A 25561-nucleotide genomic window follows, 5' to 3' on the forward strand; every position below is an offset into this window, starting at 1 on the left:
TGTGTCCCTGGCCAAGGTGGCGGCCCGGGTGATGGCTGGCAAGACCCTCAAAGAGCTGGAGTTCACCCAGGAAATCATCCCCAGCTATTATGCGGTGAAAGAGTCGGTGTTCCCGTTCAACAAGTTCCCGGCGGTGGATCCGATCCTTGGGCCGGAAATGAAATCGACCGGTGAGGTCATGGGCCTGGGTGACAGCTTCGACGAGGCCTTTGCCAAGGCTGAACTGGGAGCTGGCGAAATCCTGCCTCTTAAAGGACAGGTATTTGTTTCCGTCAAAGATGAAGACAAGCCACACGCGGTGAAGTTGGCTAATCAGTTTTTGCAGCAGGGGTTTGGTTTAGTAGCAACAAGTGGGACGGCGTCTTTTTTGTCTGATCATGGTATCGCTGTCGAGCGGGTGAGCAAGATTGAAGAGGGTCGTCCCCATGTCCTCGATATTATTAAAAACCGTGAGATCCAATTAATCGTTAATACGACTGACGGGCGGGCGACCATCGCAGCTTCAGCGGAGCTCCGGAGATTGGCATTAAGAATGAAAATCCCGATGGCAACAACTTTGGCGGGCGCTGAAGCCTATGCTCGAGCGATAGGCTTCGGAGAGCTGAAAGAAGTCAGGTGTCTACAATCGCTCGATCGAAGCTAATTTACTATTTCCTGCCCGGAGATAAAGGTTTTACATTATCAGCCTGGCTAGGCCGTTCCGCATGCGGTTTTTCTTCAGGAACCATCTTTGCGAGACGGCTATCAATTCGTTCAAGTGCCTCTGCAATTCTGATCAGGGCCAATTCTGAACTCTCTGATTCCCTTGGTCTGAGGGGCACTTGATGGCTTGAAGAGGACGTTTCCTTGTTCTTTTTAACCTGGCGTTTCTGGTTTTTTTCGGGGGCATCCTCACCCAAAAGGTCCTTCCGAATTCCCTTGAGATCAAACGGATCAATGAAAGGGCGGTCTTCGGAATAAGCGCACATCATCATTCCGTCACAGAGCTTGTTGATCAGCCGCGGAATCCCTTTGCTCAGTTTGTGAATCTCTGCCACGGTATCCTGGTCGAACAGTTTGTTACCACCGTGACCGGAGACAAGCAGACGGTAATCGATGTATTCGGCGGTCTCTGCGGCAGTAAGACCTTCAAGATGGAAAAACAATTTTACACGTTGGGAGAGCTGTGGAATTGAGGTGACAGCTTGCTTAAGTTCTGGTTGCCCCAGCAGTATGACCCTCATGGAAGGCCCGCCCATGCTTTCCATGCCTGTCAGCATGCGAATATCTTCCAAGTTTTCCCGGGTCAGGTTCTGTGCCTCATCAATGGTCAGTACCACCGGTGTTCCTGCCGCAGCCATCTTTTCCAGATAATCGGTAATCTGGAACAGCATGGCGACCTTGCTGTCATCCTCGATTTTCATTCCCGCCTTGCGAAGAATCAGCCCAAAAAGGTCTTTGGACTCAAGGTTCGTATATGAAACGTTCAGAAGCTTCAGGTCACCTTCGAGGTTACGAATGGTTTTCTTTAATAAGGTGGTTTTACCAGAGCCGATTTCCCCGCTAATCACTACAAAACCTTCAGAGCTCCAAATAGCTGACGACATATAAACATAAGCCCGGGAGTGCTGCTGGCTCATGTAGATGAAGTCGTCTTCCGGAGTAATGCGGAACGGGTGTCTGTGCAGACCGAAAAATTCCAGATACATCGTCAGTTCCAGTCCTTCGCCTAGGCCAGGCGGATCATTTGGTTGCTTCGCAAAAGGGTTTTATCCGGCTCGTAGGCGTTATAACTCTCGCTTACAGTACCAAACCGGAAATCCTGGAGCAGCCGTTCCAGGCGGCCATAGCAGCAGTCAAGATTCGTGTAGTGGCGGAAGCGGGAGAACCAGCTTGCATTGTTGTAACGCGGCTGGTCCGGATCAATTTCCCAGGGATGAAGGTAAAACATTTGGGGGCGGTCCCCAAAGCCGGAGGCATTGCGGAAGAGGTATCGAAAGACCGGATATGGAAATTGGCGGAAATACCCGCCACCGGCTGCGGGTATTGCCATCCCCATTACGTGAGCGGTTGTGAGGGGGAACTCCCGAAGGACATTGCCGTTTGCTGTTTCAATGGAGTAGGGCGCTGAGGGCGAATCGGGGATGCCGTATCTGTCATGACGGATCGGAAATATACTCGAATCCCAGGTGAAGCCCGCCTCGCTGAGAATGTCGAGCGCCCACAGAGACTCCTTGGTGATCGAATAGCTGGCGGCCCGGTAGCCGTTTACTTCCCGACCTATAATATCCTCCAGAAGGGCTTTGGACCGAATGGTTTCCTCGCGAAAGGTTTCACGGGACTGATTGTAAATTAGCTGGTGGCTGTACCCGTGAGATGCAATTTCGTGGCCGTGGTCCGCCAGCTTCTTAATGAGCTGTGGAAATCTATCAGCGACCCAGCCGAGAACAAAAAAGGTCGACTTCACGTCGTGGCTGTCGAAGAGCTCCAAGAGACGTTCGGTGTTTCGCTCAACTCGGCTTGGCAACGAGCCCCATTGCTCAGGGCGAATGACCCCAGATAATGCTGCAACATGGAAATAATCTTCCACGTCAATGCTCATTGCATGCAGCGGTGACTTTCCTTCCGGGCTCGACATGGGCACTCCTTCCCAATTCAACACCAATGGGGTGATTTTCACCCACCTCTCTTCTAATTACAATTTAACATGGTGTCAAAAACCAACTGAAATATAAAAGAATGTAAAACTGTGTTACATAAAGATACAATATGGTTGAGATTGCTGAGTGCTCAGCGCAGAATGATTTTGAGAAAAAAGGGATCCGGTGGTAAAGGGTAGGTCACTGCCGGAAGAATTCGATGTTGGTCTGTCGCTGATTGTCAAACAGACGACAAGGAAGTTCAGCGTGTCGTACATACGTTTCCGAAAACATTACCTGCATATCCCGTATCTGGTACTCGGTGTACTGGAGTTTACGGTTCTGTTTGCCATTTTTTCGCTGTTAACCCTCTTCCTTTCACTCGCGGGCATTGATCATGCTCCGGTAAATACCGACATCATCTCTGCCTTCCTGTTCGCTATTGTCCTGAGTTGCGGCACGTTGGCCATGGGTGGGTATCTCGCCATGGTTCATGAGAACCTGTCTTCCTTGTTTTACCGGACCTTGGTTGCCTACTGTTTCGTTGGCGGTATCGGCCTGACGGTTCTTTATGGACTTTTGCCATCCGCCGATCCAGGCAGCGCCAACCTGTTCTGGGCCGTCATATTGGCGTCACTGGTCGTGATCCTGCTGCGTCTTGCCTTTCTGCGTATCGTGGATTCCGAACAGGTTGTCCGCCGAGTAGTGATCTTTGGGGCCGGAGACTTTGCAGCGTCTCTGCTGCAGGAGTACGAGCGCAATATGCGGGCTTTGGGTGTTCGAGTTATAGGTTGTATCGCAGATAACCCCTCAAGAGCTGTTCCGGAAGACAAGGTGCTGGCCACGCCCTACGATTTTTACCAGTTCTGTCGTCAAAATAATGTTTCTGAAATCGTTGTTGCTCAGCAGGAACGTCGACGTACAGAAGGTGGCTGGCTGCCAGTCCCGGAACTGATGGAATGCAAGCTGCGCGGTATTGCAGTAACCAACGGCCTAGAGTTTTATGAGCGGGAACTCAAGAAAGCGAAACTGGATATGGTTCACCCATCCTGGATCGTATTTTCTGAAGGGTTTAAGGCATCGAAAAGTCGAGCGTTTGCAAAACGGATGCTCGATCTCACCATAAGCCTTAGCCTCCTGATTATAATGCTACCGTTCATTATTCTCACCGCTTTGGCAGTGTTTCTGGAAACCGGTCGACCTATTCTGTATAGCCAGAGCAGGGTTGGCATGCTTGGCAAGGAGTTCAGGATCTACAAATTTCGTAGCATGCGACAGGACGCGGAAAAAGATGGCAAGGCCCGCTGGGCGTCAGCAAATGATGACCGCGTCACCCGGGTCGGCGCCTTTATTCGCAACACCCGGCTGGACGAGCTTCCTCAGATCTACAATGTAATAAAAGGCGAAATGAGCATCGTTGGACCGCGTCCGGAACGCCCGGAATTTGTCTCTGAGCTGAAAGAAAAGATCCCTTTTTATGACACCCGGCATTATGTAAAGCCTGGCTTAATGGGCTGGGCACAGCTTAAATACCCGTATGGAGCCTCTGTCGAAGATGCCAAAGGGAAGCTTGAGTACGATCTTTACTATTCGAAGAATCACAGCCTGGTGATGGATTTACTGATCATGATTCAAACCGTGGAGGTTATTCTCCTTGGTAAAGGTGTGCGCTAGATTTGACTAATAGAACAACAGGGATTTGGAGAGCATTTATGGGTACGTTCACTGTTTTTCGGGCCGGACTGATTTCTATATTGGTGCTGATTCTTGGGGGCTGTTCCGGTCTCCCGTCTTCAACGGAAATGCCGCCAGTTTCAGAGCTGGAGCCTGAGCCTTACCAGATCGGCGTCGGTGACACTATCTCTATCCATGTTTGGCGTAATCCGGAGCTTGGCCAATCCATTGTTGTTCGCCCAGACGGATTTATTTCCATGCCTTTAATGGGCGATGTGAAAGCGGAGGGCAAAGAACCGGAAGCTTTAGCATCGGAAATAAGTGTTGCTCTGGGCGAGTATATCCGTACGCCCGAAGTGACCATCATGGTAACCAGCCCCGCAAGCAAGGAGTTCCGCAACCGTATCCGCATCACCGGCCAGGTTGCGGAGCCTCAGTCGGTTGCCTTCCAGCCGGGTATGACGGTACTGGATATCGTGTTGATTGCTGGAGGCGTAACTGATTTTGCTGCAGACGGGCGAGCCGTTCTGCACCGCCAGATTAACGGTGAGTACCAAAGCTTCATTCTTGATCTTGACGCCATTCTCACGGATGGGGATATGCGCACCAACCACGCGCTCCAGCCGGGTGACGTTATCAGCGTGCCCCGCAAGCAGCTATTCCGGGGTGAGCTCTGATGGACATCCAGTTCATTCTCGATACCCTGCGTGCCATAAAGCTTGAGCTTTTCCGGCACCGGGTGTCGGCGGCGATTATTTTTATGGTCGTAACCGCCGGGGTATTGATGGTGGGCTATGTAACACCCAAGAGTTATACCTCCGAAGCTGTTCTGTACGCTGATCAGTCCAATATTCTTCAACCGCTGTTGAGAGGCCAGGCTGAGGTTACTCAGCTGGATAGGATTAACGAAGCCAGGGAAATGATTCATAGCCGCTCTTTCCTGGAGCAGGTGGCCTTGGATACGGGAATGCTCCGAGGCGGTGAAACAGATATTGAAAGGAATAACACCATCTCGCAGCTGAGAAAAGATATCGCGCTCAGAGTGTCTAACAGAAACTTCCTGGAGTTGACGTACACCAGTGGTAGTCCCGATCAATCCTTCCAGGTACTGAGTTCAGCGCTTGACCGGTTTGTTGAGCGCACAGTCCGTAAGAAACGCTCCGAAAGTCAGGGCGCGTTTGAGTTTATCGATTCGCAGGTCAAATCCTATCAACGCCAGTTGGAGGAGGCGGAGCAGCGCCTGAAGGAATTCAAGGCCAGCAATCAGGATGGCACCGAAGGCAATGTGCAAGCCAGGATTGAAAATCTTCGCCGGGATATCGAAAACCTGAAGCTGGAAATACAACAAACCGAATCCGAGGTGCAACTCACTCGTGCCCAGCTTGAGAATGAAGAACCGGTCAGGAGGATTACGGTTGATCCCGGCAAATCATCAGCAGAACGTCGTCTCGCCGCACTTAGGCAGGAAATGGATTCGCTTTTACTACGGTTTCATGAGCGTCATCCGGATGTTGTAAGTATTAAAGATCAGATTGCCGATCTGGAGAAACAAGTCTCCACACAGAGTGATGACAGCAGGGAAGGCAGCGTCACCGAAGTGTTGGAGAACCCGGTTTATGAAAACTTAAAGATACAGCTGGCCGAGAGCACAACCAGGCTCGCGGTTCAGAAAAACCGGCTTGCGTCTCTGGAAAGGTTGCTTGGCGAAGCGTTCGAGCGTTCTCAGCGCGTTGCCGAAAACCAGGCTCAATTGTCCGAACTAACGCGGGATTACGACGTTACCCGCGATGTCTATGAGGATATGTTGCAGCGTCGGGAGAAAGCCAGGCTGTCAATGACCCTCGATGTGCAGGGAGAGGGAGTCAGCTACAAGATTCAGGAACCGGCGTCCTACCCCACCCACTGGGATGGTCTCCAATTGTATCAGGTGGGTCTTGCAGGGCCTTTCCTGGGTAGCGCCATGGTGCTTGGCCTGCTGACAATGCTTGTCATGTTCGACCAGAGAGTTCGTTCCCCGAGAGCACTGCAATTGGCGCTCCCGGAAAGCATTCCGGTCATCACAAGCATTCCGCATTACCGCAGTACCTGGAAGGACAGACTTCTCAGGAAAGACGTTCTTTTCATTTTGTTTCTGCTAGCTGTCTTTATGGTTGGATATTTATCAGTGCTCCTGTTCAGCGTTATGGGAGTCACGCCTGATCAATTGATTAACAAAATTACTGAACTGGCAGGCGTTGGGAGCAGGTAATGGAAGACAACAAACTCTACAAGGCGCTCCTTAAAAGCCAGGATGAACAACGGCGTGAGCTGGAGTTAAAGCGAGGAGAGGCGAAGCCGGAAGAGAATTTCCGGAAAGAGCGGCCTTACGCTGGATCGGATCGAATAAAGCCCAACTGGGTGAAGGTAGACATCGACGATAACGAGCATCCTCCCACGGTCTACGACTCCTCGATCTCCCTGGAGATGATTGGAAATCCGAAACCATGGACGCGCGAGCAGCTAAGGGAGAAAAAGATAATATTTCCCGGAATGCCGGACAAAGAAGTGATGGATGCTTACCGGGAATTACGGATCCAGCTGAGAAATCGTGCCGGCGAGGGGAACTTCGTGGTCATGTTCAGCAGTTTGGGCAACCGCGCGAATTCGGTGCTTACCGCATTTAACCTGGCCGCTTCATTTGCCATGGATTCCCACACGTCTGCCCTCCTGGTCGATTGTGACCCTTACAACAAAGACCTGGCCTATCTCGTTTCAACAAACTTGAATGCCGGCGTAACCGATTTCGTCGCCGACAAGGCGCTTTCCATCAGGGATATCCTGTATCCGAGTGGCGTCCCGCGTTTGAGTGTTATACCGGCGGGAACTCAGGCCTCCTCTGCTGTCGAGCTTTTCGCTGCGGTTCGAATGCGTGATCTCGTAACTGAGCTTAAGGCTCGCTATCCCGATCGTTGCATTATTCTCAACGCGCCGCCATTTCGTGAGAGCACAGAAGCCAGGATTCTCGAAAGGTTTGCTGATCAGATTGTATTCGGGGTTCCGTTCGGAGATGTCACAGCGGAGACTATAGAGGATTCGGTTGATGCCCTGGGATCTGACAAATTTTCAGGCCTGGTTTTTCAGGAGTAATTTGATGGATCTGAGAGACCGGAAAGCAACTCGACATCTCCTGTTCAGTGTATGTGTTGCCTGCCTCTGGCCCATTAACGTCGTGGGCCAAAGTTTGAGCGAGAGCGTCACGCAGGTTTCCGGCTCAGGTTCAGTCTTTACTGCACTTACCCACACACGGACCGACACTGCTACAGGAACCGACACAAACACCGAGCCCAGCTTAGGTGTTTCGGGCAACGTTGGGGGCCAGCTTGAGAGCGGTGCGAACTCACTGGCGCTCCAGTATGGCGGAACCCTTGAAACCAGGAGGGATCTCACCGGAGGTGATCAAACCGATTCAAGCTCGGTAACGGGCGCCTCTCGGTACACTCACTTCGATCCAGCCAGCCGCTTTGACTTTAATCTGGGCCACACTGTCAGTTCGGTGCGTAATAATACAGGCTTCGTTATAAATCCCTCCAGTTACGACACGCAGAACACTCTCAGTGCAGGGGCAGGGCTTCGGTTTTTCCCGGGTGATCTTTCAACACTTCGGTTTTCAGGCCAGGCTGGGAAAAGCTTCGGGAGCGGTGACCTGGACGACCAGGAATCCTTTACGGCCTCCAGTGAGCTTTCACGCCGCTTAAGTGAACGGTCAACGGGAAGTCTTGTTGGTAGTCGGAGTTGGTCTGACGAGGACGGTGTTGATATTACTATTGATTCCGCACAGTTGGTCTATGAACTCTTACTAGAGAACGGAACCTTCAGCATAGGTGCTGGCGCGAGCAGGGCCGATACAGAGTTCCCTGATGGCACGATTACGGAGAGCGATGCGGGCACGGGGTTCCTGGATCGTACCTGGGTTGCAAGTGATTGGCGAACCTCAATTCAATACAACCGGAGGCTGTCTGACAGTGCCACTGACCTCTCGTTAGACTTTCCGGAAATCTTTGATTTCCTGCCAGACACGATTCGGATACGAGACCTTGTAGTGAGTGATTCGGTTCTCGTAACACACAATACGTCAAGGTTGTGTAGTGCCTGTGCCCTTGGGGTTGCTGCTGAAGCTGCCGTGTTCGAGTCTCAAATCACCGGCGCTACCACTCACGAATATACCGCAAGTGTAAGCCTCGGAATTGAACTCACAGCGCTGCAGCGTTTGAGTTTTGCATACATTTGGCAGGGCGATGCAGGCGAGAAAGCGGGCACAATCATTGATCAGATCCACCGTTTCAATACCAGCTGGACAAGGCAATTGGCTGAAGATACTTCCTTCAGCGTGCAATTGAATCAGTCTTATCTAAGAAGCCGACTAGCGAGAAGCGACCAAGAGCAGTTTGTACTGCGTCTTGTTCTTACCAAAGGCTTTTCGCTCACTGGTCAACCCAAGTAAGGGAACCATAGACTTCCAGGAAAGGATTTATGTTTGATCAACGGAAAGACATAAGGCTCCCTGCCGAAACCCCGCCACAACTCATAGTGGTGATCGATACAGAAGAAGAGTTCGACTGGAATGCCGAACCTGATTCAGAAGCCAATGGCGTATCCGCCATGGCCCACATTGATCGAGCCCAGGCGATTTTTAATGAGTATGGCATCAAGCCCTGCTACGTCATTGATTATCCGGTTGCCAGTAAGCCGGAGGGATACGGACTACTTAAAGGGTTTGCAGAAAAAGGGCAGTGCGAAATCGGTGCCCACCTGCACCCCTGGGTGAACCCACCCATTGAAGAAACGCTTTCCAGGCCAAACACCTATCCGGGCAATCTGCCGGAAGTGCTGGAACGCAAAAAGCTCCAGACGCTGCGTGACACGATTCGCGAAAACTTAGGTTCTGCGCCCGTTGCCTATAAAGCAGGTCGTTACGGGTTCGGACCCAATACAACGGGGATTCTGCAGGAATTGGGGTTCAATATTGATCTTTCTGTCTGCCCGCCGCTGGATTCCAGAGCCGATGGAGGGCCAGATTATCGACGGTTCGATGCTCACCCGTTCTGGTTCGGGGGCAGCGAGAAGCCAATCCTTGAGTTGCCCTGTACCGGTGGGTTCATCGGATGGGCCAACGCGGCGGCGATTCCTTTATTCGAGACTGCCCAGGCGCTCCGAAAGTTCAAGGCTCCGGGAATCCTTTCCCGGCTTGGTGCCGTGGACAGGTTGATGCTCTCACCAGAGGGCTTTAGTCCGGCAGAGCACATCAAACTTACCCGTGCGTTGTACAGGCAAGGGGTTCGGACTTTCACCTGGAGCTTCCACAGCCCCAGTGTCGTACCTGGGAATACTACATACGTTCAGGACGACGCCCAGCTTCGGGAGTTCCTGGACAGTTTCCGGCGTTATTTCGATTTCTTTTTTAATGAGTTAGGTGGCCAGGCTTCAACGCCTGTTCGCATTCGTAAGCTTATGGAGAGTATGGCATGAAGGCGCTCGGGATTTCCCCGCTAGACAAGGATTCAACCGTTTCGATCGTTGAAGACGGCAACATTCTGTTTGCCGCTGGAGAGGAGCGTTTCTCCAGAACAAAGCAACAATCCGGTTTTCCAAAGCTGGCTCTTGAAAAGGCCCTGGCCTACACCGGCCTCTCCATCAGTGACTTCGATCAGGTTTGTTACCCATTCCTGACCTGGGAGAACGAGCAAAAGCTGTTCTCCAAAAATCTTGAAGACGAAAGGGCGTTCATCAAGGAATTCCATCCGAGAGATTTGGCGCCGCAGATAAAAGACGCTCTGGGCCGGGTTCCAGATCGGAACGAACCTATCCATGGACTGGAGCATCCGAATGCCATTATGGAGAAGGGCTTTCTACATAGCTCTTATTACAGTATGGCTGGCGCGCAAAAACTGGCCTCAAATAATGCCGCTCTAAAATCCTCACGCCAGTGGGGCGAAGCCGCGACCGAATCTTTCCAGCATTGGGAAAAGGATCTGACAGAAGGTCTGGCCGAGATGGGTTGGACAAAGCCTGTTAAGCGCATGGACCACCATCTGTCTCATGCCGCCAACAGTTTCTTTTGCAGCGGGTTCGAGCGGGCACTGTGTGTAACTCTGGACGGCTATGGGTCTGGCCTTGCTGGTTCCGTGAGCGAAGGGCGGGATGGCAAGATTCGTCGTTTGCATGGACTGCCATTCCCCAACTCGCTGGGCACGCTTTATGAGCATGTGACATCAAGCCTCGGCTTCAAACCGAGCCGCCATGAGGGAAAAATCGTAGGCCTTGCCTCCTATGGAGACCCGTCAATTCTCGGCGATATTCTGCTTTCCCGAATCGACGAAACGCCGGGCGATTTTCGTATTTATGAAGCCAATAACGTTTACTTCTCCCGCTATCTTGCTTCCAAGTTTCCGAAAATAGATGTTGCCGCCGCCTATCAGTATGTTCTGGAAAAAGTAGCGACTAACTATATTCGCTATTGGGTCCAGAAAACCGGCATAGATACCATCGTTCTCTCCGGCGGGGTAACAGCCAACGTCAAGCTGAATCAGCGAATCTTTGAAATTGAAGGTGTTAATCACATCTTTGTGTACCCGAACATGGGGGACGGAGGATGTGGAACCGGAGCGGCGCTTTATCACAGCTGGCCGGGTGGTGTTAAACCCTCGATTTCCAGCGCCTACATGGGCCCTGATTACTCGGAGGCGGAAATTGAAAAAGCTCTTCAGGCTGAAGGCCTTGAGTACCAGCGTCCTCAGAATCTCGCTGCCGAAGTGGCCGCATTGATACATGGTGGTGAGGTGGTTGCCCGTTTCGATGGCCGGATGGAATACGGCCCAAGAGCTCTCGGTAACCGGTCAATCATGTACCACGCCAGGGAACCTGAAGTTAACCAGTGGCTCAACAAACGTCTTGGCCGTACAGAATTCATGCCCTTTGCGCCAGTGACTCTCTATGAGGCGAGAGAAAAGTGTTACCACAATATTCGTGGTGCGGAACATGCTGCCGAGTTCATGACCATTACCTTTGACTGCACCGAGTTCATGCGGGAAAACTGTCCGGCTGCGGTACACGTTGACGGCACCGCCCGCCCTCAACTGATTCAGCGGGAGGTGAATCCGGGCTATTACGATATTCTCAAAGAGTACGAAAAACTCAGTGGCATACCGAGCCTGATCAATACCAGCTTTAATATGCACGAGGAACCCATCGTGGATTCTCCGGAGGATGGGGTTCGTGCTTTCCTGCAAGGCGCTCTGGATTACCTGGCTATCGGGCCGTTCCTGGTGAAACACCCCAGCCCACAGCACTGATTTCAGGCTAACGGAAGTAACGCGATGACAGCAGGATTGCTGACAGTGACAAGAGAGCCAGCGGCAGGCAGCGCGCAACTTCGTGATGACTGGCTTGATCTCGAGGGCCGTGCATCGCCCACGGTCTTTCTTTCGTGGCAATGGCTGGGGCATTGGCTACATGTTTATCAGCCCCGGGCCTCGGTGTTGCGTGTAAAGGAAGGCGAGCGGCTCGTTGGCTTGGGATTGGTCGTGGAGACCGATGAGCGTCGCCATGGTGTCATGAAATCCCGTTGCCTGAGGTTGCATCAAACCGGCCACAAGCTGCTTGATCAGATCTGGATAGAATACAACGGATTTCTGGCTGAACACGGCAAGGAAGACGCGGTGGCCGATGCTTGTCTGCAGTATTTGTGTAATTCCATGCCGGATTGGGACGAATTCGTTATCGGCGCGATTGATGCGGAAGAAGCGGAGCGTTACGCCCGGATTACGGGCTTGCACAAACACCTTCGTTGGGAAGCGCCTTGTTTCGGTGTAGATCTTGATCACCTCAGACGAACCGGCGGGCGATACCTCGACACCCTGTCAAGAAACACCCGCCACCAGATCAATCGCTGCTACCGGTTGTACCAGCAGCAGGGCGATGTACGCCTGGCTCGCCCGGATTCGGTGGAGGAGGCCCTGGCATTGTTTGACCGAATCGGTCCAAGGCACCTTGAGCGATGGGGTTCAGGCCCGGACCAGAGCGGGTTTGCGAACCCGGATTTCGTGCGTTTTCACCGCGAGCTGATTCGCTTCCAATGGCCTGATGGCGGGGTAGACCTGGTATCGCTCATGGTCGGTGATGAAGAAATCGCCTCTTTCTACAATCTTGTTTACAACCAGGTGGTTTATTTCTACCTGGGCGGTATGGAAGCGGAGACCGATAATCGTTTGAAGCCCGGATTGCTGGGCCACAGCCTTTGTATTGAAGACTATCGCCACCACGGTTTTCACTATTACGATTTTATGGGAGGCGATGAGCGCTACAAGTCCAATCTGGGGCATTTGCATCGGCACCTTGTACAAATCTCCCTACAGAGGGCGCGCTTCAAACTCAAACTGGAAGACGTGGCACGCCGTGCCAGGAATCGCTGGATCAGGGAGGCGGGAGATGGTCATGAGCGCTGAACTGCAGGCTCGGGTGTCGCGAATGAGCGTTTATCCCATTGAAGAGTACGATGCATACGTGTCCCGATCCCCGAAGGCGACGCCGTACCACAGCAGTGGCTGGTTACAGGCCGCGGAAAGAGCCTACCACCATACCGCCTGGTTGGTTACGGTGCACCGGGACGGCAGCTTGTGTGGTGTTTTGCCGTTGGTGGAGGTAAAGCCTCCCGTCGGTTTGAAAAGCCTTGTTTCGCTGCCTTTCTGTGATCTGGGCGGGCCCCTTGCCGATGACGACGACGTGCGGCACCTGCTAGTGGCAGAAGCTAAAGCACTGGCGGGCACCAACAAGGCGAGGTTGCTGGAGATTCGAGAGGGCGGCGAAGCCCTGGACGAGGTACAAACCGATTCCGCATCCGGGAAAGTGCGAATGCTATGCCCGTTGCCGCAAACCTCTGAAGCCCTTTTCAAAAGCTATAAACCCAAACTTCGCAGCCAGATCCGAAAAGCCGAGAAAAACGGCCTGAGAGCCGAGATAAGAACTGACATTGAAGCCGTGGACCCGTTTTATCAGGTATTTGCCTGGAATATGCGGCGGTTGGGCTCCCCTGTTCACAGCCAGGCGTGGTTCCGGGAAATGAAGCTGGCGTTCGGTGATCAGATGCTGGTTGGCCTGGTATTCCTGGAGGATCAGCCGGTCGGAGCGGGAATAGTGCTTTTGGCCGGGAACCAGGCATGCATACCCTGGGCATCGACACTGGAACAGCACAACCATCTGGCGCCGAACATGCTCCTTTACTGGGCGCTGCTGAGTCATGTGTGCGACCAAGGTTGCCAGGTGTTCGATTTCGGCCGTTCAACGATGGGTGAGGGAACGTACCGATTCAAAAAGCAGTGGGGCGCGAAACCCTATGAGCTGGTCTGGACAGACTGGATAGCGGACGAGGGTACCCATCAAGCCGTCAACAAGATCCAAAAGCAAACCGCAGGCTCCCGTTTACGGCCCCTCGTGGAGAGACTCTGGCGAAGACTGCCTCTGGCATTAGCCAACTGGGTAGGCCCAAAACTGAGGCGTTACATCACCTTATGATTTTTGTGCTCGTAGTTACCGTCGTTTGCCTGTTGATTCCGGTGTACGTTTATTTCGGCTACCCGGCGCTGCTGTGGATGTTCACTCGTGGTAAGCCGGCCATCACACACCTGCGCGAGGATTCGTTTCCCTCGGTGGCGCTGATCATCTCCTGTTACAACGAGGCGGATGTTATTCGCGAAAAACTCCGAAATGCCCTGGAACTGGATTACCCGAAAGACCGACTCCGGATTATTGTAGTTTCAGACGGTTCCGATGATGGCACCGATGACCTGGTACGGGAATTTTCCGATGACGGTGTTTTGCTTATCCGCCAGGAGGGGCGTCTCGGGAAAACCATGGGGATCAACCTGGCCATGGAACAGGTGCCTGAAGCGGTGACGGTCTTCAGTGATGCGAACGCCATGTATGCCCCGGATGCCATTTCAAAACTGGTGCGCAATCTGGCAGACCCCAAGGTGGGGTATGTTGTAGGGGCGGCGCTGTATACAGATGCTGATCAGGGCGCGAGTGCACAGAACGAGAACCTCTATTGGCGGTATGAACTCGCCATCAAATCCATGGAATCCAGGCTGCATTCGGTAGTGGGTGGCGATGGTGCCATCTACGCCATTCGGACTGAACTATGGGAGCCCCTTCAGCAGCAGGATATTAATGATTTTGTGAATCCGTTGCAGATTGTTGCCAAGGGCTACCGTGGCGTGTTTGATGCCGAGGCGAAGTGTTTCGAAGAAACTGCAGGTGATTTTGATCGGGAAGTGGCTCGCAAAGAGCGGATTGTGAACCGCAGTATCAGAGGGTTGATGCGGGTTAAAGCGACCATGAACCCGCTCAGGTCTGGGGTATTTTCCTGGCAGGTCATCTCCCACAAATTTTTGCGGTGGCTGATTCCCCTGTTCCTTGCAATCGGAGCCTTTGGCAGTGCTATCCTTGCGCTGCGCGGTTATGGCCTTTTCCAGTTGATTGCTCTGGGCGCAATCATGTTGCTGGTGCTGGCTGCCATCGGTCACCGGTTCGATGACAAGCACACCTTGCCCGCGTGGCTGTCGGTGCCCTATTACTTTGCGATGGTGAACCTGTATGCAGTGAGGGGCATTGTTAAGGCGTTACGGGGAGACACTCAGGTGATCTGGACCAGTGCGCGTCCGGCTCAGGAGCAGGAACAGGAGCGAGATTGATGTCGAAGTTTGCGCTTCTATTTTTGCTGGTTTTTTTTGGTGGGATTGTTGCGGCGTTGACCTACAGCGGTGTTTCCGCTTTTGTCCTTTATCAACTGGTTTATTTTCTGAATCCCGATGCTCGTTGGTGGTCTGCGAGTATACCAGGTCTTCGCTACTCCATGATCACCGTCTTACTGATGCTGCTGGTATTGGCGTCACGTTATAAGGAATATTCAAATATCAGTCCCTGGAGCCGTATGCCGGCTATCCGGTGGGCTGTTTTATTGTTGTTAATGTACTACGTGGCTTTTAATTTCGCAGTCAACTTGCCGATGCATAAGATGTTTGTCTTTGAGTTTCTGAAGTTGATTATCATAGTTATGATTGCTTATAAGTTGATAAATACAGAGCGTGCTTTAAATGCGGTGCTTTGGGCTTATGTGATAGGTGCAACCTATATTGGGTATCTGGCTCATATTACAGGTAGGAATTTTCAGGGGCGAGTTGAAGGTATAGGTATGGTTGATGCGCCAGATGCTAATGATACAGCCGCCGCCTTGGTTCCTGCGGCTGTCATCCTGATGTATTTTGCATGGATGGGTAATAAGAAAACCAAGCTTCTTGCTTTGTTTTGTGGCGCACTCATTGCTAACGGTATCGTTTTAATTAATAGCCGGGGCTCATTCCTTGGTGTGGTTGTAAGTCTCTCTGTTTTTCTTGGATATATGATATTTTCTCGCTACCAGAAGAAGGGGCAGAGGTCCGCAGCGTTCTTAATGATAGTTCTGGCAGTGGGGGGGGGGGTATATGTCACTGATGACCTTTTTTGGGAAAGGATGCAAACGATAAAGTCCGAAGATCAGGCTGAAAGTGGTGCCAGTCGGACAGCCTTTTGGTGGGCGACATTTGATATTATGGAAGACAACCCGATGGGCGTGGGAATCTTTGGATATCAGAGCCTCGCTTCTGTTTACATGGATGATTATACACGCGGAGGTGTAGAGAATCGTGCAGTTCATTCTATGTGGTTTCAGGGGCTCTCAGAAGTGGGTTGGATTGGATTTTTCTTTTTTTTGATGATGCTTCTCAGTTTGTACAAAGCCTCGTACAAGGCAAAAAAGTTTGTACTGTCCGAGGGTGAGAGCGAACGATATTTTAAGTTATTGGCTCTCGAATGTGCTCTTTTAGGATACCTTGTCGCTGGCACGTTTATTGACCGGTTCAGAGCAGAGGTGCTTTATTGGATGGTCTTGTTCTTGGCAGTGGCGATTAATATCTACTATCTAAGGTTTCAGGAAGCATTAGTTGCTAAACAGGATCGGCACAGTGCGCAACGGCTTGGATAAAAAGGATAACCGAATGAAAAAGCTGAATGTGCTTCAGTTTATTACCCCGGCAGGTTTCTACGGAGCCGAACGATGGGTGCTGGCATTTGCAAACAACGTCGATAACAGCCTTGTTCGGTGTGACCTCGCAGTAACCCGGGAGTCGGAAGATCAGGATCTGACGCTGGCCGAACTGTATCCCGTGTCAGATGAGCAGAAAGTCTACTACATGGATATGCGCGGGCGCTTCGATCTCAGGGTTATCCGCCAGCTATGCCAGATCATCCGTGACCGGGATATCCATGTGATCCATACCCATGGATACAAATCAGACATTCTCGGGCTGATAGCTGCACGGCGGACAGGTATTCGTTGTGTCAGCACGCCTCATGGCTTTTCCGGGAAGGTGGGTTTCAAGCTGGGTGCTTTCATTCGCCTGGGAACCCATATGCTCCGATATTTTGACCGGGTCGTGCCGCTGTCTGAGGAATTGATGAAAGAAATGGACCGATTTGGCGTTCCGAAAAGCCGGACCAGGTTTGTTCGCAACGGTGTTGATCTCACGGAGCTGGACTCAGCGAAGAACGACCAGACTCCCCCCAGGCATGGTTTAGATGAACGGCTGATTACGGTGGGATTCATAGGTCAGTTGATTCCCCGCAAAGGGTTGCCGGACCTGCTGGACGTATTCGATGGACTTTATCGTAAGAACCCGTCCCTTCAGCTACTGCTGCTGGGTGATGGGCGCCAGCGCCCCGGGCTGGAAGCCCGCGCCAGCGAACTTGAAAGTGAAAGTGCCATACATTTTCTTGGCTTCAGAAGTGATCGGTTGGCGTTGCTGTCCGGGTTTGACCTGTTTGTCATGACATCTTCTCTTGAAGGAATTCCCCGTTGCCTGATGGAGGCCATGGCCATGGGTGTACCTGTAGTGGCTTATGATATTCCCGGCGTAGACCAGCTTGTGAAGCACGAACATACGGGGCTTCTCGCGCCTCACGGAGACAAAAAGTCCCTTTCAGACTGCTGCCAGCGATTGCTGGATGATCCACAACTGGCGGAAAGGCTGGTGCAGAACGCCCGAACCCTGATCGAGCAACACTATTCAGCGGCGCGCATGGCACTTGAGTATGAAGTGATCTTCCAGGAAATGACTGGAGGCGCGCACAAAGTAGCTCCATCAACCGGCAGGGCCATCTGAATTATGTGCGGACTCGCTGGATTCCTCAGGAGCCCCTCAACCCCGGACCGGGATCAACATGGGCGTTGGCTGACCAGGATGGGTGAAGCCATTATTCACCGAGGGCCGGACGCGGGTGCGAATTGGCTGGATGATCACATCGGGCTGACCCATCGCAGACTGAGCATAATCGATCTTTCAGATGCGGGCACCCAACCGATGGCCTCCGTGTCCGGTCGCTATGTGATTGCGTTCAACGGGGAGATCTATAACTTCCAGAAGATCCGGGAAACGCTTCTGGCTAAGGGTGTCGAGTTTCGTACCCGAACGGACACAGAGGTACTGCTGGCGCTCTATGAACGCTACGGCACGGCCTGTCTTGATCAGCTCAACGGCATGTTTGCTTTTGTAATATGGGACAGGGTAGCAAGAAAGCTGTTCATGGCGCGGGACCGGCTTGGAAAGAAGCCGCTTTACTTTTATCAAGCCGACGGCCAATTTGCGTTTGCGTCCGAGATCAAGGCTTTGCTGCCGTTACCCTTCGTGAGGACCGAGCTACGTCATGATGCTGTCAGGGATTTCTTCTCGTACCAGTATGTTCCAGACCCGAAAACCATCTACAACAATATCCACAAACTACCGCCGGGGTATTGGCTCGAAACGGACGGTGAAACGGTTCGCCAGCATCAGTACTGGGATGTGTCGTTTGACTCTACGTCGGACCGAAGTCTGGAGGAACTCTCTGAAGAACTGCATGAGCTGATTGACGACGCGGTCCGCCAACGGATGGTCAGTGACGTGCCATTGGGGGCGTTTCTGAGCGGTGGTGTGGACTCAAGTGCGGTGGTGGGGCTTATGGCCAGACACAGCGACCGGCCGGTTACAACCTGCGCGATTGGTTTTGACTCCAGTCGTTTTGATGAGGTGGATTGGGCACGAAAAGTTGCGGATCAATTCGACACAGATCATCATGAGTTCACGGTGCGCGAAAATGTGGCTGGCTCCCTAGGGCGAATTGCCCGCTTCTTCGATGAACCCTTTGCCGACGCCTCCTTCGTGCCTACCTATTTTGTATCCCAGTTGGCCCGGCAGAAAGTAACGGTGGCACTGGCCGGAGACGGCGGCGACGAAAACTTTGCCGGCTACAGCAAATACCGGACAGATCAGATCGAGAACCGCTTACGAAACCTGGTTCCCGGCCCCTTGCGGCGCACACTCTTTCCTAAGCTGGCTCGTTTGGCTGGAGCGGTGGGAATGGCTCCGGCGCTCAAGGCCCAGTCGCTGCTCAGCACGTTGGCAAAAGACCCGGCGGATGCTTTTTACGCCACCAACTGTTTCTTCAGGCCCGAAATCTGGAATGAGCTGGTGACCGGAGAGCTGAAACGGGAAACCAGTGACTACGACCCGGCGGCCATCACCCGGGACTATTACAAACAAGCGCCGGCGGACGATCACCTCTCCCGAATCCTCTATACCGACATCAAGTCCTACTTGCCTGGCGATATATTGGTCAAGGTTGACCGTATGAGCATGGCCAACTCCCTTGAGACCCGCGCACCGCTGTTGGATTACCGGGTTGTGGAGTTCGCTGCGAACATTCCCTCACGGCTGAAACTGCACGGCAAAGAGAAAAAGTACATTCTGAAGAAAGCCTTCGAAGGCATGTTGCCTCAGGATGTTCTGTACAGGAAAAAAATGGGGTTCTCGGTACCCATGGCAGAATGGCTTCGCAATGAACTCCGGGAGACGGCAGAGTCCCTACTATTTGCGTCCGGCAGTGGTTTGTCTGGCCTGTTTGATATGAACCGGGTTCGTCGGCTCTGGGAGCTTCATCAATCCGGCAGAAATCATTTAACCCAGGAGCTTTGGGCGCTGCTGGCCTTCGAGCTCTGGTGGCAGGCCTGGCAAATGGGCGGGGTTGCAGGACCATCTGCCACTGACGAAACCCGGTTGCTGATTGTTGAAGGTCGATGAGTTCAGTGAAATCGTCCTCTGACGCCATCCGGATTCTGCACATTACCTTCAATATGGGCATTGGCGGCACCGAACAGGTAATCCGTCAACTGGTGCTGGCCACCCGGGAACAGGGAATTCACCACGAGATTGTTTGCATCGATGGCCTTCGGGGTGCGATGGGTGACCTGCTGGCGGAAGCCGGTGTTCCTGTCCACACTCTCGACCGTTCACCCGGTTTTGACTGGGCACTGATACGCTCGCTGCGTGCTTTGATCAGAAGTGGAAAGTTCGACATTGTTCACTGCCATCAGTATACGCCGTTCGTTTACGGACGACTGGCGGCACTGGGTACCGAGGCCAGAGTAGTGTTTACTGAGCACGGACGGTTTTATCCGGACCGTTTTCGCTGGAAAGCGATCTTTATAAACCCACTGTTAGCGATAATAACGCCTGCACTGGTTGCGATATCCTCAGCTACAAGAAAGGCCCTCGCGTTGTATGAGTTCATTCCCAGATACCGGATTCGTGTGATCTATAACGGCATACAGCCCCTGTCTGCAGACCCTGACCGGGTCGCTGAAATTCGTGCCGAACTGTGCATAGCGGAAGGGGCGTTTGTGTTCGGCACCGTGTCCAGACTCGATCCGGTCAAGAATCAGAAAATGATGTTGCGGGCGTTTGCGCGATGTCTGGAAACATGCCCAAACAGTGCGTTGGTGATGGTCGGTGATGGTCCTGATCGGGAAAACCTGGAGGTCCAGGCCAGAAGTCTGGGGATATCCGATAAAGTCCGGTTTACGGGGTTTATCAACGAACCCGCCCAGTATCTGGCACTTATGGACTGTTTTTTACTCACTTCCCACACCGAAGGCACTTCAATGACGCTGCTCGAGTCCATGAGTCTGGCTATCCCTGCGGTCGTTACAGACGTGGGAGGCAATCCGGAAATTGTTAAGGGGGGCGAGACAGGGCTGCTGGTGCGCGGAGGCGATACGGAGCAATTTGCCGGCGGAATGGTTATGCTGCAGCAATCTCCGGAACTCTGCGAGCGGCTGGGACAATGCGCACAGGAACGCTTCAGGCAAAGGTTTTCTGTTGTTGCTATGGCTGATGGCTATCGGCAACTCTATGACCAGGTTATTCAATCAAGGATTGTCTAGTGGGAAGTGTTCGGCGGGCTGTTCTGTTTTCTTCTGTAACGCGTTACAGCACACGATTTATAAACCTTTTTTCTGCAATGGTGATAGCTAGGCTGCTAACACCAGAGGAGATAGGCACCTTTGCTATTGCTAGTGCTGTTGTGATGATGATGAGTGAGTTCCGGCTTCTGGGGGCTGGTGCATACCTCATAAGGGAGTCAAAGCTGACAGAGGACAAGATCCGCTCAGCAGTAGGGCTTACGATCATTATTTCATGGGGTCTTGGTTTATTAATTTGGCTAATTTCCCCTGCTGTCTCAAGTTATTATGATATCGAAGCGATAAAGGTCATATTTCGCATCCTTTCTGTCAGCTTTTTTCTGGCACCTTTCATCAGTATACCAACATCATTATTGATGAGAAGCATGAAATTCCGTGAGCTTTTTTATGCAAAGTTATTGAGCTCTATTGTTAATCTTTCTTCTACAATCGTATTTATATTGATGGGGTTCAGTTTTTACTCATTGGCTATGGGGTATACACTTGCTGTGGCTGTTGAGCTGGGGGTCATTGTTCGCTATTGGCCCCGTGAAATGGTTGTGATCCCGGGATTTTCAAACTTTAAGAGTATTGCCAGTTTTGGCATTTTTTCATCATTGGGGAATTTCTTCAGGCGGGGGGTTGTATCCGGGCCTGATATGGTTATCGGCAAGATTGGCACCACTGCGCAGGTCGGTATGTTTTCGAGAGGGCTTGGCTTTATCGAGTTTGTTTCACAGACTCTGATATCAGGAGTTCAGCCTGTGGTGCTTCCTTACCTGTCCGAGGCTAAAAGATCCGGTGACGACACGGTAAAGGCTTACCTGAAAGCATCGGCTATGTTAGGAGGTATACTTTGGCCAGTACTCGCCGTTGCGAGTGTTGTAAGTCTGCCGGCAATACTTCTGTTTTTTGGGCCCCAGTGGGTTGAAGCTTCAATTTACGCAACCTGGATAGCCTACTGGGCAATGTTCCGGGTGGTGAACTGGTTTTCGCCAGATCTTCTCGTCGCGAACGGGCTTGAGAAGGTTATGGTCATTAAAGAAGGCCTGATATTTTTCGTTCATGTTGCCCTTATATATGTTTGTTATGACAGCGGACTTGAGATGGTTTCCATAGGTTTCGTCTTGGCTGGTTTTATTGACCTTGTCATTACCGCTGCTCTGCTCTCTTTTTACTTGAATCTTGGAGTGGTGGCTCTGGTCAGTTCCTGGTTCTATAATGGTGTTATTGCTCTGGTTTGTTGGCTTGTTGCATGGCTGATTTACGATTTCATTGTGACTGAAAATGGTTCTGAGATATTGGCACTGGGGGGGGTGGCCGCTGTTCTGCCTTTTTTGTGGCTGGTGCTGGTTGCCTCCGCAAAACATCCCATTTGGGTTGAGCTTGTGAAATTTACCAAGCTTCTATTTGGAAGGAGGTGATGGCTTGAATCCTGGATGACGGAATACAACGATGAACGTCCCCACGATTTACTGGAAGACCTGACGCAATGGGAGTACCTGGCGAAATACCAACAGGCGGAAAACTCTAATCAGCGGTGCAACTGAAATAAGGATGTTTACACCTGAATGTCGTACCGGTGTCGCATTCTGGTTGCTCCGTCGATAATCTACAAACTTAGTGGTATGAATGCTACATTGGCTCGTCGAAGGATTTTTTGATTTGTGGGCCACTCGTGCACCTGTTCATAAAATCCAAACGGGTAATACTCATATAATGCGAGTTTTTCTTGGATAGATTGGTAGCTGACATGCCAGTCGTTCATTGGATTCATTCCTGCTTCAACTTCGATAATATCTATTTTTTTTTCTTTTAGTAAATTTTCAGCACCTGAAATGACCTCAAGATCGTGGCCTTCAGTGTCAATCTTTAAATAATTTATCTTTTCTATACTGTGCTCTTTGCAGAACTCGGTTATTGTTGTAATTTTAGTGAGTTCATTGTCGCCATTAGAGCTTGGTGAATCCCCGCTCAAGGTCCTGAGCCTGGACATGACTCCAATATTTTTATTGACTTCCATTACACCGGTTCCTGACTCTGATCCAAGAGCAAGTTGGAATGCTGCGGTTCGCCTATGTGAGGCTATGTTCCGGCTCAGTTGGGAAAAGTTTTCCTTTGATGGTTCGAAGCAATATATACTGGCTCTCGGAAACCAGAAAGCATACTCGGCGGCAGACTGACCAACATTGGCGCCCACATCAAATATAACTTTTATATCTACATCTGGTAGGAATTCGATGATGTCTTGGCATATGTCAAGGCCTTTGTGAGGTGCCTTCACCAGTTGAAAGTTATTTTTTAGAAGTAAACGCTTTATCTTTAACTTGTTCATTTTTGTTCTTCCAAGCTGGAGCTACAGCAATGATGATTTGTAAATTTCTTTCATTTTGGACTGGCGGCTTTTCATGGAAAATTTGGAGCGACTGACTTTTAGTGCCGAGCGACCGAGGCGTTCTCGCTCTGCTGGATTTTCGATCAGATACTTGCAGCGATCATAGAGATTCTCGGTAACGTGCTTCATGAAGTCTTCCGGTATACTATTGACAGTATAGCCTTTTGAATTCTTGATGAAATCTTTGTCTTTGATGGGGACCATTAGCCCTGATTCGTTGTCGGTGATCATTTCAGGTATAGCACTAATGTCTGATGTTATTATGGTTCGGCCATAAGCCATGGCTTCTTGAATTGAAAATCCCCAAGCCTCTTGGTATGTTGGACAAAGGTAGATATCTGACTCGGGGATTATTTTTTCCATCAGTGTTTCACGATCATAAAAGCCGATTTCGATCGCAGGGCATTGGTCGATTTTGTTTAGGTACTCTTGGGCCATTGTTCTATTTGATGTTTGCAGGCTTTTATTGGAACAGATGGTCAGTGAGATGTGGTCATACTTCTCTCTTAGCTTCAAGAATGCATCAACTACATTAGCTCCACCTTTTCGAAAGAACTCGCCGACAAAAAGGAAGTTTAATCTTTCCTCTCTGTACGCGATTTTTTCATCAGGTATATCTCTAACGGCAGGATAGATCACCTCGGTCTTCGCCAGTATGTCTTTATCAGTAATATTGCCATAGTCGAGTAGGGAGGTTAGTCCGTACTGGCTTTTAAATATTAGCTTTTTAAAATTGTCGGCCTTCAGGATTCTCTTCGCTAATAGCATCTTAATGAATCTCGGTGTTGGGAGTCCGAGAAGGTCATAGCTGCCAATAGATGAGAAGTGTGCAGGTGTGTAAATCCAGGGCTGTTTTGTTAGAATAGGAAATAAAGGCGCTTCAATTATATCCATGTTGTTAGGTTTGACTTGCGCAAACACCCCTTTCGCGGCAGATTTAAATACTCGTCTTGTAAATTGGTCGGAGGTCTCCACCGGAAAATAGTCTACACCTTCAGGTGGGAATTTTGCGTACTCCTGAGCTATCCCATGCATTTCTGTTAAGCCAACTTTAATGCTATGCATCCTGCACCCTGCTCGAAATTTCTATGATTTTATTTGATAAGACTGACGTGATCCTGTCAACTCTGTATTTTTCAATATTTATAGGAACATACCGATCAAGCTGAGTCTTGTCGATGGCGAGTTGGATCAGAGTAGCTGTAAGTCGGTTGTCATCGGTATTTTCGAAAAGCCCACCTAAACCATCTTCTGTTACGATCTTTCCAAGGGCACCATCTTTCGGTGTGATATTAAAAATCGCTATCTTGGGGGCGAGGTACTCATAAAGTTTTGATGGAACCTGAGTTTTTGTAAAGGGTTGGATGTTCACCAGAATGTCAGCCTGTGCCTGAATTTCAATGCACTCCTCATGGCTGAGCTTGCCCTTTAGGATTAATGTCTTAGTTTGGGTCAGGTCTTCAAACCGACTCCCGATGTCATAACTCAGGTTTATAGCGCCCACCTGAATCAGGCAGACTTTCTTTTTGCTATCCCCGAGGCCTTTGTTGGCCTCCCTGATTGCTTCCAGCAAAGGCGCGGGATCACGCACGCCATATAGGAAACCCGTGTGGCATAGGACGAGGGTGTCGGGTGGGGCGTTTTCTCTGGGTGTTTTGCAGATTTGTTCCGAGGGATCAAATCCATTCGGCATAACAAAGAAGCGCTCTGCCTCAATCTCCGGATAACGGGCGATAAAGGCATCCCGCAAGGGCGGGGTATTAAGGGAAACTGCGGCGGCATGTGTCACCACCTTGCGCTCGAGTTTGCTCGTCCAGTTATCTAGAAACCGGCCTTTGGACTGGTGGAACGGGTTGTCCATCCAGGGGTCCCGGAAATCGACGATCAGTGGCTTTCTGGTGGCCTTGCTGATCAGGTAGCCAGTAATCAGACCGGACCAGGGCGAACCTGTGGCAAAAATGACGTCAATATCCTGCTCGCGAACTAGTTTCTTGCCGTAACGGGTTGCCGGCAGGATCCAGGGGCCGGCCCGGTCCGGGAAATAACAGAGGTCATAGATGAAGTCTTTCAGTTTTTGAAAGGCGCTGCGGGTATCCTTGGTATCGTTCCCACTGCGAAAGACTGACTGGGCGGGCTGCGTAGCTGCGGGGGCTTCGGATGTGCCCGTCGGGGAAGATCCCCGTTTGAATAAACTCTTTACTCGCTTTCGCAGAGACAGCAGCGCCTTGAAAATATCCCAGGGGGCGACGCGGTGGATGACCTCGCCGTTAATAGGCAGGCTGAGGTGCCGGAGGGCGTTGTCCTGGTCGCTCACGGTTGCGGGCACCGTCAGTACGTGACACTCACCGTTGCTGAGATTGCGCAGGAACTTGACCGTACGTTGGCTACCGGGAACACCCGTGCTGACCGTTGGGGGGAAAAAGTACGCGATGAAGAGCACCTTCCTGCCAGCAAGGTCAGCTATTATGCGTTCTTCATTGGACAGGATGGTCTCGGTGGTTGCTTCTGTGTGCCTCATTAACACGGTTCCTG

The 25561-nt window shown here is 51.3% G+C and carries 20 protein-coding genes and 2 pseudogenes; 17 read left to right on the top strand and 5 right to left on the bottom strand.

Going from position 1 to position 25561, the window contains the following annotated elements; genetic code table 11:
* Positions 1-643 (top strand): annotated as a pseudogene (gene carB, locus MDHKLMBL_RS14365) (carbamoyl-phosphate synthase large subunit); the annotation flags it as partial.
* Positions 644-647: 4 nt separating this feature from the next.
* Here carB and MDHKLMBL_RS14370 read toward each other — a convergent pair.
* Both MDHKLMBL_RS14370 and MDHKLMBL_RS14375 read right to left on the bottom strand, forming a co-directional pair.
* Complete coding sequence (locus MDHKLMBL_RS14370; protein ID WP_104271087.1) at positions 648-1688, bottom strand: ExeA family protein; 1041 nt, start codon at positions 1686-1688, stop codon at positions 648-650.
* Positions 1689-1708: 20 nt separating this feature from the next.
* Positions 1709-2617 (bottom strand): XrtA system polysaccharide deacetylase, encoded by a 909-nt coding sequence (locus MDHKLMBL_RS14375; RefSeq protein ID WP_241956243.1) that lies wholly within the window; start codon positions 2615-2617, stop codon positions 1709-1711.
* Between the two features lie 268 nt (positions 2618-2885).
* Here MDHKLMBL_RS14375 and MDHKLMBL_RS14380 point away from each other — a divergent pair, with 268 nt between their 5' ends.
* The 16 genes and pseudogenes from MDHKLMBL_RS14380 to MDHKLMBL_RS21190 form a co-directional block, all read left to right on the top strand.
* Positions 2886-4292 (top strand): TIGR03013 family XrtA/PEP-CTERM system glycosyltransferase, encoded by a 1407-nt coding sequence (locus MDHKLMBL_RS14380; protein ID WP_104271319.1) that lies wholly within the window; start codon positions 2886-2888, stop codon positions 4290-4292.
* A 38-nt stretch (positions 4293-4330) separates the two neighbouring features.
* Positions 4331-4969, top strand: a complete 639-nt coding sequence (locus MDHKLMBL_RS14385; RefSeq protein WP_104271089.1) for an XrtA/PEP-CTERM system exopolysaccharide export protein — start codon at positions 4331-4333, stop codon at positions 4967-4969.
* Entirely contained in the window at positions 4969-6540 is a 1572-nt protein-coding gene (locus MDHKLMBL_RS14390) for an XrtA system polysaccharide chain length determinant (protein WP_104271092.1), read from the top strand. Before MDHKLMBL_RS14385 ends, MDHKLMBL_RS14390 begins: the two co-directional genes overlap by 1 nt.
* Entirely contained in the window at positions 6540-7418 is an 879-nt protein-coding gene (locus tag MDHKLMBL_RS14395) for a P-loop NTPase family protein (protein ID WP_104271095.1), read from the top strand. The genes MDHKLMBL_RS14390 and MDHKLMBL_RS14395 overlap by 1 nt, the downstream gene beginning before the upstream one ends.
* Entirely contained in the window at positions 7372-8772 is a 1401-nt protein-coding gene (locus MDHKLMBL_RS14400; RefSeq protein WP_199185514.1) for a hypothetical protein, read from the top strand. Before MDHKLMBL_RS14395 ends, MDHKLMBL_RS14400 begins: the two co-directional genes overlap by 47 nt.
* A gap of 29 nt (positions 8773-8801) precedes the next feature.
* A complete protein-coding gene (locus MDHKLMBL_RS14405) occupies positions 8802-9797 on the top strand; it encodes a polysaccharide deacetylase family protein (RefSeq protein WP_104271097.1) in 996 nt (331 codons plus the stop codon).
* A complete protein-coding gene (locus tag MDHKLMBL_RS14410; protein WP_104271099.1) occupies positions 9794-11620 on the top strand; it encodes a carbamoyltransferase family protein in 1827 nt (608 codons plus the stop codon). Before MDHKLMBL_RS14405 ends, MDHKLMBL_RS14410 begins: the two co-directional genes overlap by 4 nt.
* Before the next feature lie 24 nt (positions 11621-11644).
* Positions 11645-12772 (top strand): GNAT family N-acetyltransferase, encoded by a 1128-nt coding sequence (locus tag MDHKLMBL_RS14415; RefSeq protein ID WP_167450381.1) that lies wholly within the window; start codon positions 11645-11647, stop codon positions 12770-12772.
* Entirely contained in the window at positions 12762-13838 is a 1077-nt protein-coding gene (locus MDHKLMBL_RS14420) for a FemAB family XrtA/PEP-CTERM system-associated protein (RefSeq protein WP_104271101.1), read from the top strand. The genes MDHKLMBL_RS14415 and MDHKLMBL_RS14420 overlap by 11 nt, the downstream gene beginning before the upstream one ends.
* On the top strand, positions 13835-15016 hold the full coding sequence (locus tag MDHKLMBL_RS14425) for a glycosyltransferase family 2 protein (protein ID WP_104271103.1): 1182 nt from the start codon (positions 13835-13837) through the stop codon (positions 15014-15016). Before MDHKLMBL_RS14420 ends, MDHKLMBL_RS14425 begins: the two co-directional genes overlap by 4 nt.
* Positions 15016-16344, top strand: a complete 1329-nt coding sequence (locus tag MDHKLMBL_RS14430; RefSeq protein WP_104271105.1) for an O-antigen ligase family protein — start codon at positions 15016-15018, stop codon at positions 16342-16344. The genes MDHKLMBL_RS14425 and MDHKLMBL_RS14430 overlap by 1 nt, the downstream gene beginning before the upstream one ends.
* A 13-nt stretch (positions 16345-16357) precedes the next feature.
* Positions 16358-17521, top strand: a complete 1164-nt coding sequence (locus tag MDHKLMBL_RS14435) for a glycosyltransferase family 4 protein (protein ID WP_104271323.1) — start codon at positions 16358-16360, stop codon at positions 17519-17521.
* Between the two features lie 3 nt (positions 17522-17524).
* Complete coding sequence (gene asnB, locus MDHKLMBL_RS14440; RefSeq protein ID WP_104271107.1) at positions 17525-19474, top strand: asparagine synthase (glutamine-hydrolyzing); 1950 nt, start codon at positions 17525-17527, stop codon at positions 19472-19474.
* Positions 19471-20616 (top strand): glycosyltransferase, encoded by a 1146-nt coding sequence (locus MDHKLMBL_RS14445; RefSeq protein ID WP_104271109.1) that lies wholly within the window; start codon positions 19471-19473, stop codon positions 20614-20616. The genes asnB and MDHKLMBL_RS14445 overlap by 4 nt, the downstream gene beginning before the upstream one ends.
* A complete protein-coding gene (locus MDHKLMBL_RS14450; RefSeq protein WP_104271111.1) occupies positions 20616-22058 on the top strand; it encodes an oligosaccharide flippase family protein in 1443 nt (480 codons plus the stop codon). The genes MDHKLMBL_RS14445 and MDHKLMBL_RS14450 overlap by 1 nt, the downstream gene beginning before the upstream one ends.
* Positions 22059-22064: 6 nt before the next feature.
* A pseudogene (locus tag MDHKLMBL_RS21190) lies at positions 22065-22184 on the top strand (IS3 family transposase); the annotation flags it as partial.
* Between the two features lie 62 nt (positions 22185-22246).
* Here MDHKLMBL_RS21190 and MDHKLMBL_RS14455 read toward each other — a convergent pair.
* Genes MDHKLMBL_RS14455 through MDHKLMBL_RS14465 form a run of 3 tightly spaced genes read right to left on the bottom strand, consistent with a single transcriptional unit; the run spans position 22247 to position 25547 of the window.
* Complete coding sequence (locus tag MDHKLMBL_RS14455; RefSeq protein WP_104271113.1) at positions 22247-22969, bottom strand: FkbM family methyltransferase; 723 nt, start codon at positions 22967-22969, stop codon at positions 22247-22249.
* A gap of 21 nt (positions 22970-22990) precedes the next feature.
* Positions 22991-24094 carry a glycosyltransferase family 4 protein gene (locus tag MDHKLMBL_RS14460; RefSeq protein ID WP_104271115.1) on the bottom strand — a complete coding sequence of 368 codons (1104 nt, stop codon included), beginning with the start codon at positions 24092-24094 and terminating at the stop codon, positions 22991-22993.
* On the bottom strand, positions 24087-25547 hold the full coding sequence (locus MDHKLMBL_RS14465) for a glycosyltransferase (protein ID WP_104271117.1): 1461 nt from the start codon (positions 25545-25547) through the stop codon (positions 24087-24089). Before MDHKLMBL_RS14465 ends, MDHKLMBL_RS14460 begins: the two co-directional genes overlap by 8 nt.
* Positions 25548-25561 lie beyond the last annotated feature (14 nt).

This window comes from Marinobacter flavimaris, from assembly GCF_002933295.1.
GTDB classification, from domain to species: domain Bacteria; phylum Pseudomonadota; class Gammaproteobacteria; order Pseudomonadales; family Oleiphilaceae; genus Marinobacter; species Marinobacter flavimaris.